Source organism: Roseospirillum parvum, assembly GCF_900100455.1.
Lineage (GTDB): Bacteria > Pseudomonadota > Alphaproteobacteria > Rhodospirillales > Rhodospirillaceae > Roseospirillum > Roseospirillum parvum.
In genome coordinates, this window is the sequence record NZ_FNCV01000003.1 from 187816 (window position 1) to 205170 (window position 17355).

Sequence of the window (17355 nt, forward strand, 5' to 3'; positions counted from 1 at the left end):
AGGACCCCGCCCCATGCGCCGCTCGCGCTACTTCCTGCCCACCCTGAAGGAAACCCCGGCCGAGGCCCAGATCGTCTCGCACCGCCTGATGTTGCGCGCCGGGCTGGTTCGCCAGCACGCCGCCGGCATCTACAACTGGCTGCCCATGGGCTATCGGGTGCTCGACAACATCAAGCGCATCGTCGAGCAGGAGCAGGACCGCACCGGGGCCATCGAGATCCTGATGCCGACCATCCAAAGCGCCGAGTTCTGGAAGGAAAGCGGCCGCTACGAGGACTATGGCCGCGAGATGCTGCGCATCACCGACCGCCACGAGCGCGAGATGCTCTACGGCCCGACCAACGAGGAGGCGGTGACCGACATCGTTCGCCAGACGGTGAAGAGCTACAAGGACCTGCCGCTCAACCTCTACCACATCCAGTGGAAGTTCCGCGACGAGGTGCGCCCGCGCTTCGGCGTCATGCGCGGCCGCGAGTTCCTGATGAAGGACGGCTACTCCTTCGACCTCGACGAAGAGGCCGGGCGGCGCGCCTACCACAAGATGTTCGTCAGCTACCTCAAGACCTTCCAGCGCCTGGGCCTGAAGGCCATCCCGATGCGCGCCGAAACCGGGCCGATCGGCGGCAACCTGTCGCACGAGTTCCTGATCCTGGCCGAGACCGGCGAAAGCCAGGTCTTCTGTCACCGCTCGCTGCTGGAAAAGAGCATCCCCGAGGACGTCGACTACGACGCCGACCTGGAACCGGTGGTCGCCGACTGGACCGGCGTCTATGCCGCCACCGACGAGATGCACGACGCGGCCAAGGAGGCCGAGCTGGGTGACGATCTGATCACCGCCCGGGGCATCGAGGTGGGGCACATCTTCTTCTTCAACACCAAGTACTCGGCCCCCATGAAGGCCGAGGTGGTGGGCCCCGACGGCGCCACCGGACCGCTCTACATGGGCAGCTATGGGATCGGGGTGTCGCGTCTGGTCGGGGCCATCATCGAGGCCAGCCACGACGAGGCCGGCATCATCTGGCCGGAGAGCGTGGCCCCGTTCCGGGTCGGGCTGATCAACCTCAAGGTCGGCGACGCCGCCACCGACAACGCCGCCGGGGACCTCTACCGGCGCCTTCAGGCGGCCGGGGTGACGGTGCTCTATGACGACCGCGACGAGCGGGCCGGCGTGAAGTTCGCCGACATGGACCTGATCGGCCTGCCCTGGCAGGTCATCGTCGGGCCCAAGGGGGTGGCGGCCGGTCAGGTGGAGGTCAAGAACCGCCGCACCGGCGAGCGCGAGGAAATGCCGCTGGCCGGCGTCGTCGCCCGCTTCGCCAGCAGCCACTAGCAGAACAGCGCGGGGAACAGACGCCATGTTCGGCCCCTTCGAGCGGATGATGGCCCTGCGCTACCTGAGGGCCCGGCGCAAGGAGGGGTTCGTCTCGGTGATCGCCGGTTTCTCGCTGCTCGGCATCGGGCTGGGGGTGGCCACGCTGATCATCGTGATGAGCGTCATGAACGGCTTCCGGCAGGACATGCTGGGCCGCATCCTGGGTCTGAACGGTCACATCAACGTCCCCGGTCCGATCGCCGACTACGACCCGCTGCGCCAGCGCATCGCCGAGATCGACGGGGTCAAGCTGGTCATCCCGGCGATCCAGCGCCAGGTCATGGCGACCGGCGGCGGCGAGGCCACCGGGGCGCTGGTCCATGGCATGGCGGTCGAGGACATGGCGGCCCGCGACCTGATCGCCGACAACATCGTGGCCGGCAGCCTGGAACACCTGAAGGCCGACCCGGAAAGCGTGCTGATCGGCCAGCGGCTGGCCCGCAAGCTGCGCCTGGGCATCGATTCGCCGATCACCCTGATCTCGCCCAAGGGCACGGTCACCGCCTTTGGCACGGTGCCGCGCATGAAGGCCTACCGGGTGGGGGCGATCTTCAACGTCGGCATGTACGAGTACGACAGCAGCTTCATCTACCTGCCGCTGGACTCGGCGCGCACCTACTTCCGGTTCGCGCCCGACACGGTCGGCCATCTGGAGGTGGTGAGCGACAACCCCATGCACATCGAACGGCTGGCCGAGGCCATCGCCCAGGTCGCCGGGCAGCGGGTGTTCACCTGGAAGGATTCCAACTTCAGCTTTTTCAACGCGCTCAAGGTGGAGCGCAACGTGATGTTCCTGATCCTGACGCTGATCATCCTGGTCGCCGCCTTCAACATCATCTCCGGGCTGATCATGCTGGTGAAGGACAAGGGGCGCGACATCGCCATCCTGCGCACCATGGGGGCGGGACGGGGCGCGGTGATGCGCATCTTCTTCCTGGCCGGGGCCTCGGTGGGGCTGATCGGCACCGCCTTCGGGGTGACCCTCGGCCTGCTGTTCTGCAACAACATCGAGGCCATCCGCCAGTTCCTGCAATCGGTCACCGGGGCCGAGCTGTTCTCGGCCGAGATCTACTTCCTGTCGCGCATGCCGGCCGAGGTCGACCCGGCCGAGGTGGTGATGGTGGTCGGCATGTCGCTCGGCCTGTCGCTGCTCGCCACCCTCTATCCGGCGTGGCGGGCGGCCCGGCTCGATCCGGTGGAGGCCCTGCGCTATGAGTGAGACGGCGCGTGAGACGGCGCGTGAGGCGGCGCTTGCGCTTTCCGGTGTTCGCCGACGCTTCCGCCAGGGCGAGGCCTGGCTGGAGGTGCTGAAGGGCGCCGATCTCAGCGTCGCCCCGGGCGAGATGGTGGCCCTGGTCGCCCCCTCCGGGGCCGGCAAGTCGACCCTGTTGCAGATCGCCGGGCTGCTGGAAAAACCCGACGCGGGGACGGTCAGCCTGGGCGGACGCGACCTGTCGCGGGCCGGCGACGCGGCGCGCACCGCGGTGCGGCGCAGCGACCTGGGGTTCGTCTACCAGTACCACCACCTGCTGCCCGAGTTCTCGGCCCGGGAGAACGTGGTCATTCCGCAGATGATCGCCGGGGTCGGCCGGGGGCAGGCGGCGGCGCGGGCCGGCGACCTGCTGGGCCGGCTGGGGCTGGGCGAGCGCCTGGATCATCGCCCGGGACAGCTTTCCGGCGGCGAGCAGCAGCGCACCGCCATTGCCCGCGCGCTGGCCAACCGGCCGCGCCTGCTGCTGGCCGACGAGCCGACCGGCAACCTCGATCCGGGCACCGCCGACACGGTGTTCACCCTGCTGGTCGAACTGGTCCGGGCCGAGGGGCTGGCTGCCCTGGTCGCCACCCACAACCCCGATCTGGCGGCGCGCATGGACCGCACGGTGCGGCTCAGCGACGGCCGGCTGGTCGCCGCCTGATCTTTCAGCCGCCCTTTGCCATTCCGCCGCGCCGCGTGGCATTCTTTCTTCCATGACCGACGGCTTCGTTCACCTCAGGGTTCACACCGCCTATTCCCTGTCCGAGGGCGCCATCCCCGTGAAGGCGCTGCCCGACCTGTGTGCCAAGGCCGGCATGCCGGCGGTCGGGCTGACCGACACCCGCAACCTGTTCGGCGCGCTGGAAGCCTCCACGGCGCTGTCCAAGGCCGGCATCCAGCCCATTGTCGGCTGCCAGATGGCGCTCGCCCGGCCGGCCCCCGCCGAGCCCAGCCGCGAGCCGCTGCGCCCGGCCGAGCCCGAGTACGTGGTCCTGCTCGCCCAGACCCCGACCGGCTACCGCAACCTTCTGTCGCTGGTCTCGACCAGTTTTCTCGACAGCCCGCCGGGCGCCCTGGCCAGCATCGCCATGGACACCCTGGCCGCCCGCGCCGAGGGGCTGATCGTGCTGTCGGGCGGCATCGACGGGCCGGTGGCGCGGCGCCTGCTGGAGGGCCGCCCGGACGAGGCCCGCCAGATGCTTCAAACCCTGGCCACGGCCTTCCCCGGGCGGACCTATGTGGAGATCCAGCGCCACGGCCTAGCCGACCAGGACCGTGTCGAGCCGGCTCTGATCGAGTTGGCCTACGCCCTCGACCTGCCGCTGGTCGCCACCAACGACTGCCACTTCCCGGACCCCACGCTGCACGAGGCGGCCGACGCCTTGCTGTGCATGTCCCAGAAGGCGACCATCAACACCGCCGAGCGCCGCCGCCTGACCCCCGAGCACTGGTTCAAGCCGCCCCAGGCGATGCGCGAGCTGTTCGCCGATCTGCCGGAGGCGGTGGACAACACCCTGGTCATCGCCCGGCGCTGCGCCGTCATGGCCGAGGTGAAGAAGCCCATCCTGCCCACCTACACCAAGCTGGGCGAGCGCAGCGTCGAGGAGGCGTTGGGCGAAATGGCCCGGGCCGGGCTGGAGCGGCGGCTGTGGCGCCATGTCTACCGCGAGGGGATGACCGACCAGGACCGCGCCCAGGCGGCCAAGCCCTACCGCGAGCGGCTGGAACACGAGCTGACGATCATCGGCGGCATGGGCTTTCCGGGCTATTTCCTGATCGTCGCCGACTTCATCCAGTGGGCCAAGGACCACGACATCCCGGTCGGGCCGGGGCGCGGCTCGGGGGCCGGCTCGGTGGTCGCCTGGGCGCTGACCATCACCGACCTCGACCCGATCCGCTTCACCCTGCTGTTCGAGCGCTTCCTCAACCCGGAGCGGGTGTCCATGCCCGACTTCGACATCGACTTCTGCCAGCACCGGCGGGAAGAGGTGATCCGCTACGTGCAAAAGGAGTACGGCACCGACCGGGTGGCCCAGATCATCACCTTCGGGAAACTCCAGGCCCGCGCCGTGGTGCGCTCGGTGGGCCGGGTGCTGGAAATGCCGCTGGGCTATGTGGATCGCATCTGCAAGATGATCCCCAACAACCCGGCCAACCCGGTCACCCTGAAGCAGGCGGTGGACGGCGAGCCGCAGCTTCAGGAGTTGCGCGACGGCGACCCCGACGTGGCCCGCCTGCTGGGCATCGGGATGCAGCTCGAGGGGCTCTACTCCCACGCCTCGACCCACGCCGCCGGGGTGGTCATCGGCGACCGGCCGCTGGACGAGCTGGTGCCGCTCTACCGCGATCCCAACGCCGAGACCCCGGTCACCCAGTTCAACATGAAGTGGGTCGAGCAGGCCGGTCTGGTGAAGTTCGACTTCCTCGGCCTCAAGACCCTGACCGTGCTCAAGACGGCGGTCGACCTGCTGGCCGAGCAGGAGATCGAGATCGACCTGTCGGCCCTGCCGCTGGACGACCGCAAGACCTTCGACATGCTGAGCCGGGGCGAGACGGCCGGGGTGTTCCAGTTGGAAAGCGCCGGCATGCGCGACGTGCTGAAGGGCATGAAGCCGGACACCCTGGAGGACATCATCGCCGTGGTGGCGCTCTACCGCCCCGGACCGATGGACAACATCCCCAGCTACATCCGCCGCAAGCACGGCGAGGAGCCGGTCCACTACCTGCATCCCAGTCTGGAGACGGTGCTCAAGGAAACCTACGGCATCATGATCTATCAGGAGCAGGTGATGCAGGCGGCCCAGGTGATGGCCGGCTACAGCCTGGGCAACGCCGACCTTCTGCGCCGCGCCATGGGCAAGAAGATCCAGGCGGAGATGGACAAGCAGCGCCAGACCTTCGTGGAAGGCGCCACGGCGCGCGGCATTCCGTCCAGCCAGGCCAGCCAGGTGTTCGACACCATCGCCAAGTTCGCCGGTTACGGCTTCAACAAAAGCCACGCCGCCGCCTATGCCCTGGTCGCCTACCAGACCGGCTACATGAAGGCCAACCACCCGGTCGCCTTCATGGCCGCGACCATGACTTTTGATAAGCACAACACCGACAAGCTGGGGGCCTTCAAGGGCGAACTGAAGCGCCTGGGGATTCCCCTGTTGCCGCCCGACGTGAACGTCTCCGGGGTGGATTTCCGCCCTGAGAAGATGGCCGACGGCAGCGATGGCCCCTGGGCCATCCGCTATGCCCTGTCGGCGGTGCGCAACGTCGGCACGGCGGCCATGGAGGCCCTGGTCGCCGAACGCGAGGCCAACGGCCCGTTCGCCGACCTGACCGACTTCGCCCAACGCATGGACGCCCGGCAGGTCAACCGGCGGCTTCTGGAAAGTCTCATCAAGGCGGGCGCCCTGGACAGCCTGAACGCCAACCGGGCGCAGACCTTCGAGGCCATCGAGAGCATCCTGCGCCACGCCCAGAGCGCCGCCGAGGAGCGGGCCAGCAACCAGGTCAACCTGTTCGGCGGGGGTGACGAGGCGCCGCGCATGGTGCTGCCCAAGGTGGTCGACTGGAACCGCCAGGAAAAGCCCGAGAAGGAGTGCGAGGCGATCGGCTTCTTCCTCTCGGCCCACCCGCTGGACGAGTTCGGCGAGCGGCTGGAACGGCTGGATGTGATCCCCTTCGGCGACCTCAAGAGCCGCTTCGCCAAGGGGCGCACCGGCGGCGGGGCGGTGCGGCTGGCCGGCATCGTCACCGCGGTGCGCATCCAGCGCTCGAAGAAGAACAACAACCGCTATGCCTTCGTCACCCTGTCCGACACCTCCGGCATCTACGAGGTGACCCTGTTCTCCGAGGTGCTGGCCAGTGCCGGCGAGCTGATCTCGGTGGGCCGCCGGGTGCTGCTGTCGGCCGCCGCCGAGCCGCGGCCCGACGACCCCGACGATCTGCGCCTGACCGTGCAGGCGGTGCGCGCGCTCGACGAGGCGATGGCCAAGGCGGCGACCAAGATCCGCGTGCGCCTGGAAACGCCGGAGGCCATCGAGCCTCTGAAGGTGGCGCTGGGTCCGGTCCGCCAGGGGGGCGGGGCCCGGGTGGTGCTGGTGCCAAGCTCGCCGCGCTTTGACATGGAGCTCACCCTGGAGGGCACCTACAGCCCGCCACCCGGTGCCCTGGACACCCTGCGCGTCACCCCGGGGGTGCTCGAGGTGGCGGAGTTCTGAGGGGGAGGGGGCTTGGTCGGCCCGCCGCGCCGACTGGAAACGGCTTGATTTCCCCCCCGCCAGGGAGTAGAACCCGGCCCCATCGCGACTCTCCGCCGTCTCCGTGTTGTCACAGGGCGCGGGCTGGGGGCGCGAAATCCACACGCGGGGCTCGACCAGCCGGGCCGCGACGCTTGGATCTCCGGTCAAAGCCGGAGCCGGGCGGCGGTCCTTCCGGTGTTGGTGTCCCTTCACGGCGCGTCTTTCAGGGCGGGCCGGGGCAGCGACCACACCCCGCGGCGGTCAACCGGAAAAGCAAGGAAGTTCCACGACCATGACCCTGCCCACCTTCACCATGCGCCAGATGATCGAGTCTGGCTGCCACTTCGGCCACAACACCCGGCGCTGGAACCCCCGCATGCAGGAGTACCTGTTCGGGGTGCGCGACGGCGTGCACATCATCGACCTGCAGCAGACCGTGCCGATGATGCACCGCGCCATGGAAGCGGTGCGCGACGTCACCGCCGCCGGCGGCCGGGTGCTGTTCATCGGCACCAAGCGTCAGGCCCAGGACATCGTCGCCGAGGCGGCCACCCGCTGCGGTCAGTACTACGTCAACCACCGCTGGCTGGGCGGCATGTTGACCAACTGGAAGACCATCAATCACTCCATCCGCCGCCTGCGCGAGCTGGAGGAGACCTTCTCCAGCGAGGGCGGTCTGGCCGGCCTGACCAAGAAGGAACAGCTCAACCTCTCGCGCGAGAAGGAAAAGTTGGACCGCACCCTGGGCGGCATCAAGGAGATGGGCGGCCTGCCCGACATCCTGTTCGTGATCGACGTGGTGCGCGAGAACCTGGCCGTGAACGAAGCCCGCAAGCTGGGCATTCCGGTGATTGCGGTGCTCGATTCCAACGCCGATCCGTCGGGCATCGCCTTCCCCATCCCGGGCAACGACGACGCCATCCGCGCCATCAAGCTGTATTGCGAGCTGATGGCCGGCGCCGTGCTCGAGGGCATCCAGGCCGAGATGACCGCCGCCGGCGTTGATCTGGGCGAGCAGACCGCCCCCGAGGAACCGGCGCTGGCCGCCGAGGAAGCCCCGGCCGAGGCCGCGCCGGCCGCCGAGCAGGCCCCGGCGGCCTCCTGATAGGCCCTGTTTCCTGATCGCCCGGCCCGGGTTTCGCCGGGTCGGGCGCCATCAATCTGTCACCCCCCGGCGCCGCCCGACCGTGGCAGCATGGGGCGAGGTTTCATCGGGGCCCGGCCGACCCTTCCGGCGCCGGGCCCAAACGAGAGGGTTGTTGACGTTATGGCCGAAATCACTGCCGGAATGGTCAAGGCGCTGCGCGAGAAGAGTGGCGCCGGCATGATGGACTGCAAGAAGGCGCTGGCCGAGACCGACGGCGACATCGACGCCGCCGTTGACTGGCTGCGCAAGAAGGGCCTCGCCGCCGCCGCCAAGAAGGCCGGCCGGGTCGCCGCCGAGGGGCTGGTCGCGGTCAGCACCGAGGGCCCCAAGGGGGTGGTCGTCGAGGTCAACGCCGAGACCGACTTCGTGGCCCGCAACGAGCAGTTCCAGGGCTTTGTCGAGCAGGTGGCCGGGGTGGCCCTGGCCACCGGCGGCGACTTCGCGGCGCTGTCGGCCGCCGACATGCCGGGCACCGGCAAGAGCGTCGCCGACGCGGTGCCGGACATGGTGGCCACCATCGGCGAGAACATCCAGCTGCGCCGCTCGGCCGGCCTTGCCGTCGGGCAGGGCGTGGTCGCCGGCTACGTGCACAACGCCACCAAGCCGGGCCTGGGCAAGATCGGCGTGCTGGTCGCCCTGGAAAGCGCCGGTGATGCCGCCGCGCTGGCCGATCTGGGCAAGCAGCTGGCCATGCACGTGGCCGCCGCCAACCCCCTGTTCCTGAACCGGGAGTCGGTGGACACCGCGGCCCTTGACCGCGAGCGCGACGTGCTGGCCGATCAGGCCCGCGCCTCCGGCAAGCCCGAGGAGATCATCGAGAAGATGGTCGAGGGCCGCCTGCGCAAGTACTACGAGGAAGTCTGCCTGCTCGATCAGGGCTTCGTCATGGACCCCGACAAGAAGATCGCCAAGGTGGTCGAGGAAGCCGCCGGCGCCGCCGGGGCCCCGGTCGCCCTGACCGGCTTCGTGCGCTTCGCCCTGGGCGAGGGCGTGGAGAAGAAGGAAGAGGACTTCGCCGCCGAGGTGGCCAAGGCCGCCGGCGGCGCCTGATCCTCTCGCCGACACCTTCGGGAAAGGGCGGTGGCCGGGCCTCGGCGCCGCCCTTTTCCTTGAGCCCAGGTTGCCCCACGCCCCCCCCCCCAGGTTTGTCCGCGGGTTTGCCCGCGGGCTTGTCCCCACCCGGACTGTTGAAAAAGCAGGGGCGACAGCCGGCGGGGTTGGTGTATGATCCGCCGACCCGTGCCGAGGGTGCCCGCGAATTGTCCCGCCGGCGCCACCATCCGGCCACCCTGATTTGGCACAACCGGGGTTGGGCCGCCCGGGCGACGCCCCGTTGACCGACTCCGAATTTGCTCCCCGTCTGATCGAGAAGTGGTTCCATGTCCGCCGAGAGTCCCTATCGCCGCGTCCTGCTCAAACTCTCCGGCGAGGGATTGATGGGAACGGCCGGCTACGGCATCGATCCCGAGCGCATCCGGGAGGTGGCCGAGGACGTGGCGCTGCTGGTCGAGGGCGGGCACGAGGTCTGTCTGGTCATCGGCGGCGGCAACATCTTCCGTGGCGTCAAGGGCGCCGCCGAGGGGATGGACCGCACCAGCGCCGACTACATGGGCATGCTGGCCACGGTGATGAACGCCCTGGCCGTGCAAAGCGCGCTCGAGGCCCAGGGCCTGCATACCCGGGTCCAGTCGGCCATTCCCATGGACGCCGTCTGCGAGCCCTACATCCGCCGTCGGGCCATCCGCCACCTGGAGAAGGGGCGGGTGGTGATCTTCGCCGCCGGCACCGGCAATCCCTTCTTCACCACCGACACCGCCGCCGCCCTGCGGGCGGTGGAAATGAATTGCGACGCCCTGTTGAAGGCGACCCAGGTGGACGGGGTCTATGCCGCCGACCCCAAGACCAATCCCGACGCCGAGCGCTTCGAGCGTCTGAGCTATACCGAGGTTCTGGCCCGCGACCTGAAGGTGATGGACGCCGCGGCCATTGCCCTGGCCCGCGAGAACCGCATCCCGATCCTGGTCTTCGCCCTCGGCTCGACGGGCGGGGCGCGGGCGGTGGTCGAGGGCCGGGGCCGCTTCACCCTTGTCTCTGAGGAGAGCTGATCGTCATGTCCACCCCGGAAGATTTTCCCGCCCTCAAGAAGGACATCAAGCACCGCATGGACCAGGCGGCCGAGGTGCTGCGCAAGGAGTTCGCCGGCCTGCGCACCGGGCGGGCCCATGCCAGCCTGCTCGACCCGGTCACCGTCGAGGCCTACGGCCAGCCCATGCCGCTCAACCAGGTGGCCACCATCGGCGTCCCCGAGCCGCGCATGCTGACCGCCACGGTGTGGGACAAGGGCATGGTGAAGGCGGTGGAAAAGGCCATCCGCGACAGTGGGTTGGGGCTCAACCCGGCGGTCGACGGCACGACCCTGCGCATTCCCATCCCGGCCCTCAACGAAGAGCGCCGCCAGGAGCTGACCAAGGTCGCCGGCAAGTACACCGAGGAGGCCCGGGTGGCCATCCGCAACGTGCGCCGGCACGGCATGGACAGCCTGAAGAAGATGGAAAAGGACGGCCACATCTCGGAAGACGAGCACCACCGTCACGCCGACGAGGTGCAGAAGCTGACCGACCAGTCGATCAAGCACCTGGACGAGATGCTGGCCCACAAGGAACAGGAGATCATGCAGGTCTGATGGTGTCCGAGGCGCTCATCCGGCACGGCGACGGCTCCATGCCGCCCCGCCACGTGGCCATCATCATGGACGGCAACGGACGCTGGGCCGAGGCCCGCGGACTGTCCCGCACGGCCGGTCACCGGCGCGGCGTGGAGGCGGTGCGCGAGGCCGTGGAGGGGGCCGCCGAGTTGGGCATCGCCCATCTCACCCTGTTCGGCTTCAGTTCCGAGAACTGGCGCCGCCCGTCCGGCGAGGTGAGCGACCTGATGGGCCTGCTTCGTCTGTATCTGAAGAAGGAAATCAAGGCCCTGGACAAGAACGGGGTGCGCCTGTCGGTGATCGGTGAGCGCGACCGTCTGGCCCCGGACATCCAGCAACTGATAGCCGACAGCGAGGCCCTGACCCGGGCCAACACCCGGCTCGGCCTGACCATTGCCCTGAGCTACGGCGGACGCCAGGAAATCGCCCGGGCGGCCCGCGAACTGGCCCACGAGGTGGCGGCCGGGCGGCTCGACCCGGCGGTGATCGACGAGGCCCTGCTGGAAAGCCGCCTGTGGACCGCCGAGTTGCCCGACCCCGACCTGTTGATCCGCACCAGCGGCGAACAGCGCATCAGCAACTTCCTTTTGTGGCAGTCGGCCTATGCCGAGCTGGTCTTCGTCGAGGCGCTGTGGCCCGACTTCACCCGCCAGCATCTGGCCCAGGCCGTGGCGGCGTTCGCCCAGCGCGAACGGCGCTTCGGCGGCGTGGCCGGGTAGGGGGTCGGCCGCGGTGTTCAGAACCCGCCTTCTGTCAGCTCTTGTCCTGGTGCCGGTGGCCCTGGGCGCGGTGTGGCTGGGCCCACCGTGGTTCGATCTGCTGTGGGCCCTGGTCGCCGCGCTGATGGCCTGGGAGTGGCAGAAGCTGGTCATGGGCCGTTTCGACAGCGCCGGCATGGTGCTGGCCGGGGTGGCCGCGGCGGCGACGCTGGCGGTCGGGCTGGATGTCCGGCTGGCCGCCCTGGTGGTCGCCCTGGGGCCGCTCCTGGTCCACCTGCTGACCGGGCGCGGCAAGGCGCCGTGGATGGGGCTGGGCGCCCTTTATCTGGCCCTGCCGGCGGCGGCTCTGGTATGGTCGCGCCAGATCGGCGGGGCCGAGCCGATCTTCTGGTTGCTGGCCGTGGTGTGGGCCACCGATGTGGGGGCCTATGCCGCCGGCCGGGGCATCGGCGGACCCAAACTGGCCCCCCGGGTCAGCCCCAACAAGACCTGGGCCGGGCTGCTCGGCGGCATGCTGACGGCGGCCGGGGCGGGGGCCGGGGTGGCGCTCGGACTGGGCGCCGAGCGCTGGGTCGAGGCGGCGGCGCTGGGTGGCCTGCTGGCGGTGCTGGCCCAGGGCGGGGACCTCTTCGAGTCCTTCGTCAAGCGGCGCTTCGGGGTGAAGGATTCCAGTGCGCTGATCCCTGGCCATGGCGGTCTGCTGGACCGTTTCGACGGTCTGCTCGCGGCGGCCCCGGTGGTCGCCGGGTTGATCTGGCTGAAGGGGCCTGGATTGGGCATCTGGCCATAAGTTTCTGTGTTTTTATCGGGAGCGGCAGGACATGACTGAGGCAGACGGGCGGCATGGGTTGACCGTGCTTGGGGCCACCGGCTCCATCGGCACCAGCACCCTGGATCTGGTGCGGCGCAACCCGGACACCTTCAAGGTGGTCGCCCTGACCGCTCACAGCCGCATCCTGGAGCTGGCCGAGGCGGCCCGCGAGTTCAACGCCGAACTGGCGGTGACCAGCGACCCGGCGCGCTATCAGGACCTGAAAGCGGCGCTGGAGGGCAGCGGCATCGAGGTCGCCGCCGGCCCCGAGGCGGTGGTCGAGGCGGCCCGCCGCCCCAGCGCGCGCACCGTCATGGCGGCCATTGTCGGCGCCGCCGGCCTCGCCCCGACCCTGGCCGCCGTCGCCCGTGGGGCCCGCGTCGCCCTGGCCAACAAGGAATGTCTGGTCTGCGCCGGCGACCTGATGACCGCCGCCGTGGCCGACAGCGGCGCCGTGCTGCTGCCGGTGGACAGCGAGCACAACGCCATCTTCCAGGTTTTCGACGACGAGCGGCGCGAGGGCATCGAGAAGATCATCCTCACCGCCTCGGGCGGCCCCTTCCGGCGCACCGCGCTGGAGGACATGCGCGCCGTCACCCCGGAGCAGGCGGTGGCCCATCCCAACTGGTCGATGGGGGCCAAGATCTCGGTCGATTCCGCCTCCATGATGAACAAGGGCCTGGAGCTGATCGAGGCCCACCACCTGTTCGCCATGCCGGAATCCCGGATCGACATCCTGGTCCATCCGCAGTCGGTGATCCACTCCATGGTCGCCTACGTGGACGGCTCGGTGCTGGCCCAACTCGGCTGCCCGGACATGCGCACGCCGATCGCCTACGCCCTGGCCTGGCCGGCCCGCATGAAGGCCCCGGTGGAACGCCTGGACCTCGGCAAGATCGCCACCTTGAGCTTCGAGGCGCCCGATCTGGTGCGCTTCCCGGCCCTGCGGCTGGCCCGCGAGGCCTTGCGCCAGGGCGGGGGCGCACCTACCATTCTGAATGCCGCCAACGAAGTGGCGGTGGCCGCCTTCCTGGGGCGCCGGATCGGTTTCCTCGACATCGCCGCGGTGGTCGATGCCACCCTGGCGCGCCTCGACCCCAAGGCACCGGCCAGCATCGACGAGGTTATCGGGCTCGACGCGGCGGCGCGACGCACCGCCGAGGACCTGCTGGGCTCGGTGGTCGCCGCCCAGTAGATCCGCCCCGACCCTTTTACCGGATGCCCTGAATGATCGAGTTTCTTGCCGACAACACCGCCACCGTGGTCGCGTTCCTGGTCGGCCTGACCATTGTCGTCTTCGTCCACGAGATGGGTCACTTCTGGGTGGCCCGGCGCAACGGCGTGCGGGTCGAGGTGTTCTCGATCGGCTTCGGGCCCGAGCTGTTCGGCTTCAACGACCGCCACGGCACCCGCTGGAAGTTCGCGGCCGTGCCGCTGGGCGGCTACGTCAAGATGTTCGGCGACGAGGACGCCAGCAGCAAGCCGGATGCCGAGGCGGCCGAGGAGATGTCGGACGAGGATAAGGCGGTCGCCTTCCCGTTCAAGTCCCTGGGCCAGAAGGCGGCCATCGTGTTCGCCGGCCCGGCGGCGAATTTCATTTTTGCCGTAATCGTTTACGCCTTTGTCTTCATGTCGTTTGGTCAGCCGGCCACGCCGCCGGTGATCGGCTCGGTGGTGAGCGGCAGCGCCGCCGCCGAGGCCGGAATCCAGGCCGGCGACCGCATCCTGGCCATCGATGGCGAGCCCATCGAGCGCTACGAGGAGGTGCAGGCCGTCGCCCTGCTGGTCGACGGCACGCCGCTTGATATCCGCTTCGAGCGCGGCGGCATCGAGCGCACCATCACCGTCACCCCGACCCGGCTGGAGACTATCGACGACCAGGGCACGGTGCGCGACGGCTACACCCTGGGCGTCAATCCGCCCTATCCGACGCTGATCCACACGATCAGCCCGGACAGCCCGGCCGAACGGGCCGGCCTTGAGCCGGAGGATCGGATCGTCGCCGCGCAAGGGGTGCCGGTGCAGGTGTTCGCCGATTTCCGCGAGGTCCTGGAGGGTTTCGACCCGGCCCAGGGGCCGCTGCGGCTGACCATCGAGCGCGGCGACCAGCGCTTCGAGCGGACCCTCGACCCGGTCATCGAGACCTATGACGAGAACGGCCCGACCGAGAGCGTCGCCCGCATCGGCGTGACCTTCAGCCTGGGCGACCGCACCCATATCGCCTATGGCCCCTTCGAGGCGGCATGGCGGGGTGTCGGCGAGACGGTGCGGGTGGTCGAGCACACCTTCACCGCGCTCGGCCAGATGATCGCCGGCGACCGCGGCACCGAGGACCTGGGCGGACCGATCCGCATCGCCCAGTTCTTCGGTCAGGCGGCCGAGGCCGGGGTGGTCACCTTCCTTCTGTCGATTGCCCTGCTGTCGGTCAATCTGGGGCTGATCAACCTGTTCCCGATCCCTGTTCTCGACGGCGGCCATCTGCTAATGTACGGAATCGAGGCGGTTATGGGGCGCCCCCTGGGGGAGGCGGCCCAGGAAATCAGTTTTCGCATCGGCCTTGCGGTGGTATTGGGACTGATGGTCTTCGCCACCTGGAACGACATCGTCCAACTGGTGGGCGGCTGAGGCTGGCACTTGCCAGGGTGGCGGCGTTTTCTTGCAGGGGATTGGGCATCTTGCGACCCACGGGGCGGTCAGGCGGCACGATGACGGAAAGGCGCACCCGGGCTTGGGAAATCTGGGCCCGGCGGGCGCTGGTGTGGTGTCTGGCGCCGACCCTGGCCCTGGGCAGCCTGCCGGCGCTGGCCGAGGCGGGCCTCCCCGCCGCCGCGTCGGCGCCGCAATTGGCCCAGGTTTTTGGCCAGTCGGGCGGCCAGTCGGGCGGCATCGTCGATCAGGTGGTGATCGAGGGTAACCAGCGCATCGAGGCGGAGACCGTCCGCTCCTACATGGTCATCCAGGCCGGCGACCCGTTCGATGCCGAGCGCGTCAACCGTTCCCTCAAGAGCCTGTTCCGCACCGGCCTGTTCGCCGACGTGGCGATCGGCCGCCAGGGCAACGATCTGGTGGTGCGGGTGGTCGAAAACCCGATCATCAACCGCATCGCCTTCGAGGGCAACAAGCGCATCGATGACGAGGAGTTGTCCGGCGAGGTGCAGCTCCGGCCCCGCGTCGTCTACACGCGGACCAAGGTGCAGGACGACGTCAAGCGCATCCTCGACCTCTACCGCCGGCGCGGCCGTTTCGCGGTGATCGTCGATCCCAAGATCATCCAGCTTGACCAGAACCGGGTCGATCTGGCCTTCGAGATCAACGAGGGCCCGCCCACCTACGTGCGCCGCATCACCTTTGTCGGCAACCAGCACTACAGCGATTCCAGCCTGCGCGAGGAACTGGCGACCAAGGAAGAGCGCTGGTACCGCTTCCTGTCGGCCAACGACACCTACGACCCGGACCGCCTGACCTACGACCGCGAACTGCTGCGCCGCTTCTACCTGCGCAAGGGCTATGCCGACTTCCGGGTGCGCTCGGCGGTGGCCGAGCTGACCCCGGACCGCGACAGCTTCTTCATCACCATCGCGGTGGACGAGGGCGAGCGCTACACCTTCGGCGAACTGGCGGTCGAGGTCGCGCTGCCCGACCTGACGGCCGAGACCCTGATGCCCCACGTGGTGCCGGAAAGCGGCGGCTGGTACAACGCCGACGAGGTGGAAGAGACCATCCAGGCGCTGACCGAGGAAGTGGGCAACCTGGGCTACGCCTTCGTCGACGTGCGCCCCCGGGTGCGCCGCGACCGCGAGAGCCGGCGCATCGACGTCACCTTCGACGTCCAGGAAGGGCCGCGCGTGTTCGTCGAGCGGATCGACATCACCGGCAACGTGCGCACCCTGGACGAGGTCATCCGCCGCGAGTTCCGTCTGGTCGAGGGCGACGCCTTCAACGCCGCCAAGCTGCGCCGCTCGCGCGAGCGCATCCGGGCGCTGGGCTTCTTCGACAAGGTCGAGGTGAACAACGTGCCCTCGGAAGAGGCGCCCGACCGCACGGTGATCCAGGTCGACGTGGAAGAGCGCTCGACCGGCGAGCTGTCGCTCGGCGTCGGCTGGTCGACCCTGGCCGGGGCGCTGTTCAACATCGGCCTGCGCGAGCGCAACCTGCTGGGCCGCGGCCAGGACCTGAAGGCCAACCTGGAAATCGGCCAGTACCAGCAGAACATCGACCTCGGTTTCACCGAGCCGTACTTCCTGGACCGCCCGCTGTCCGCCGGTTTCGATCTCTACATGACCGAAACCGACGTTCAGGAAGAGGCCTCGCACGATCGCGCGGTGATCGGCGGCCGGCTGCGCATGGGGTGGCAGTACAACGAGGCCCTGAGCCACGCCGTGGCCTATACCCTGGAGCAGACCGAGGTCGAGAACATCGCCTCCGATGCCTCCCGCTACATCAAGGACCAGGCTGGGGAATCGATGCTGTCGCAGGTCAGCCACACGCTGACCTACGACAAGCGCGACAGCATCGTCGAGCCGACCGAGGGCTATCTGATCGCCTTCTCCAACGATTTCGCGGGCCTGGGCGGCGACGAGCAGTTCGTGCGCACCATCGTTTCCGGGCAGCAGTACTTCCCCCTCACCGACGACTGGATCCTGGCCCTCAAGGCCATGGCCGGCACCATCAACGCCTGGGGCGACGAGGATACCAAGATCCACCGCCGCTTCACCCTGGGCGGCAGCAATCTGCGCGGCTTCGCGGTGGCCGGGGCCAGCCCGCGCGACACCGGCACCAACGACGTGGTCGGCGGCAACTGGATCGGCACCGCCACCGCCGAGGTGCGCTTCCCCCTCGGGCTGCCCGAGGAACTGGGGCTGCTCGGCAAGGGCTTCGTCGACGTCGGGGCCATCGGGGCACCCGACGAGAGCAGCAAGGCCGGCCTGTCCTACGCCACCACGCCCCGGGTGGCGGCCGGTGTGGGCCTGATCTGGCGCTCGCCCATGGGCCCGCTCAGCATGGATTTCGCCTATCCTCTGGTGAAAGAGGATTTCGACGAGACCGAGTACTTCCGCTTCAACTTCGGCACCAGATTCTAGGGTTTCAACATGACTTTGATGGTCCCCGCGTCGT

At 69.0% G+C, this 17355-nt stretch carries 13 protein-coding genes; all 13 read left to right on the forward strand.

All coding sequences use genetic code 11. The annotated features are described in order from the left end of the window. Positions 1 to 13: 13 nt before the first annotated feature. The 13 genes from proS (at position 14) to bamA (ending at position 17321) form a co-directional block, all read left to right on the forward strand. On the forward strand, positions 14 to 1330 hold the full coding sequence (gene proS, locus BLR95_RS05980) for a proline--tRNA ligase (RefSeq protein WP_092616902.1): 1317 nt from the start codon (positions 14 to 16) through the stop codon (positions 1328 to 1330). Positions 1331 to 1355: 25 nt separating this feature from the next. Then, on the forward strand, positions 1356 to 2591 hold the full coding sequence (locus BLR95_RS05985; RefSeq protein ID WP_092616905.1) for a lipoprotein-releasing ABC transporter permease subunit: 1236 nt from the start codon (positions 1356 to 1358) through the stop codon (positions 2589 to 2591). Next, the gene (locus BLR95_RS05990) at positions 2584 to 3288 is read left to right on the forward strand and encodes an ABC transporter ATP-binding protein (protein ID WP_092616908.1); all 705 of its coding nucleotides are present in this window, start codon (positions 2584 to 2586) and stop codon (positions 3286 to 3288) included. The genes BLR95_RS05985 and BLR95_RS05990 overlap by 8 nt, the downstream gene beginning before the upstream one ends. 52 nt (positions 3289 to 3340) lie before the next feature. Further along, positions 3341 to 6838 carry a DNA polymerase III subunit alpha gene (gene dnaE / locus BLR95_RS05995; RefSeq protein WP_092616912.1) on the forward strand — a complete coding sequence of 1166 codons (3498 nt, stop codon included), beginning with the start codon at positions 3341 to 3343 and terminating at the stop codon, positions 6836 to 6838. Positions 6839 to 7151: 313 nt separating this feature from the next. After that, positions 7152 to 7964: a 30S ribosomal protein S2 gene (gene rpsB, locus BLR95_RS06000; protein WP_092616915.1), complete on the forward strand. Its 813-nt coding sequence runs from the start codon at positions 7152 to 7154 to the stop codon at positions 7962 to 7964. Positions 7965 to 8126: 162 nt separating this feature from the next. Continuing rightward, a complete protein-coding gene (gene tsf, locus BLR95_RS06005; protein ID WP_092616918.1) occupies positions 8127 to 9056 on the forward strand; it encodes a translation elongation factor Ts in 930 nt (309 codons plus the stop codon). 329 nt (positions 9057 to 9385) lie between these two features. Beyond that, on the forward strand, positions 9386 to 10111 hold the full coding sequence (gene pyrH / locus BLR95_RS06010) for a UMP kinase (RefSeq protein ID WP_092616921.1): 726 nt from the start codon (positions 9386 to 9388) through the stop codon (positions 10109 to 10111). A 5-nt stretch (positions 10112 to 10116) separates the two neighbouring features. Next, on the forward strand, positions 10117 to 10689 hold the full coding sequence (gene frr / locus BLR95_RS06015; protein WP_092616924.1) for a ribosome recycling factor: 573 nt from the start codon (positions 10117 to 10119) through the stop codon (positions 10687 to 10689). Continuing rightward, entirely contained in the window at positions 10689 to 11429 is a 741-nt protein-coding gene (locus BLR95_RS06020; protein WP_092616926.1) for an isoprenyl transferase, read from the forward strand. The genes frr and BLR95_RS06020 overlap by 1 nt, the downstream gene beginning before the upstream one ends. Positions 11430 to 11442: 13 nt before the next feature. Beyond that, a complete protein-coding gene (locus BLR95_RS06025) occupies positions 11443 to 12219 on the forward strand; it encodes a phosphatidate cytidylyltransferase (protein ID WP_092616929.1) in 777 nt (258 codons plus the stop codon). A gap of 31 nt (positions 12220 to 12250) precedes the next feature. Continuing rightward, on the forward strand, positions 12251 to 13435 hold the full coding sequence (locus BLR95_RS06030) for a 1-deoxy-D-xylulose-5-phosphate reductoisomerase (RefSeq protein ID WP_092616932.1): 1185 nt from the start codon (positions 12251 to 12253) through the stop codon (positions 13433 to 13435). A gap of 32 nt (positions 13436 to 13467) precedes the next feature. Continuing rightward, a complete protein-coding gene (rseP, locus tag BLR95_RS06035) occupies positions 13468 to 14865 on the forward strand; it encodes an RIP metalloprotease RseP (RefSeq protein WP_092616935.1) in 1398 nt (465 codons plus the stop codon). Between the two features lie 80 nt (positions 14866 to 14945). Continuing rightward, positions 14946 to 17321, forward strand: a complete 2376-nt coding sequence (gene bamA, locus BLR95_RS06040) for an outer membrane protein assembly factor BamA (protein ID WP_092616939.1) — start codon at positions 14946 to 14948, stop codon at positions 17319 to 17321. Positions 17322 to 17355 lie beyond the last annotated feature (34 nt).

Coding starts and splice junctions, on each gene's coding strand:
- BLR95_RS06030 (WP_092616932.1), top strand. CDS start 12,251: ATGACTGAGGCAGACGGGCGGCATGGGTTGACCGTGCTTGGGGCCACC.
- BLR95_RS06020 (WP_092616926.1), top strand. CDS start 10,689: ATGGTGTCCGAGGCGCTCATCCGGCACGGCGACGGCTCCATGCCGCCC.
- bamA (WP_092616939.1), top strand. CDS start 14,946: ATGACGGAAAGGCGCACCCGGGCTTGGGAAATCTGGGCCCGGCGGGCG.
- frr (WP_092616924.1), top strand. CDS start 10,117: ATGTCCACCCCGGAAGATTTTCCCGCCCTCAAGAAGGACATCAAGCAC.
- BLR95_RS05985 (WP_092616905.1), top strand. CDS start 1,356: ATGTTCGGCCCCTTCGAGCGGATGATGGCCCTGCGCTACCTGAGGGCC.
- rseP (WP_092616935.1), top strand. CDS start 13,468: ATGATCGAGTTTCTTGCCGACAACACCGCCACCGTGGTCGCGTTCCTG.
- proS (WP_092616902.1), top strand. CDS start 14: ATGCGCCGCTCGCGCTACTTCCTGCCCACCCTGAAGGAAACCCCGGCC.
- dnaE (WP_092616912.1), top strand. CDS start 3,341: ATGACCGACGGCTTCGTTCACCTCAGGGTTCACACCGCCTATTCCCTG.
- BLR95_RS05990 (WP_092616908.1), top strand. CDS start 2,584: ATGAGTGAGACGGCGCGTGAGACGGCGCGTGAGGCGGCGCTTGCGCTT.
- tsf (WP_092616918.1), top strand. CDS start 8,127: ATGGCCGAAATCACTGCCGGAATGGTCAAGGCGCTGCGCGAGAAGAGT.
- pyrH (WP_092616921.1), top strand. CDS start 9,386: ATGTCCGCCGAGAGTCCCTATCGCCGCGTCCTGCTCAAACTCTCCGGC.
- rpsB (WP_092616915.1), top strand. CDS start 7,152: ATGACCCTGCCCACCTTCACCATGCGCCAGATGATCGAGTCTGGCTGC.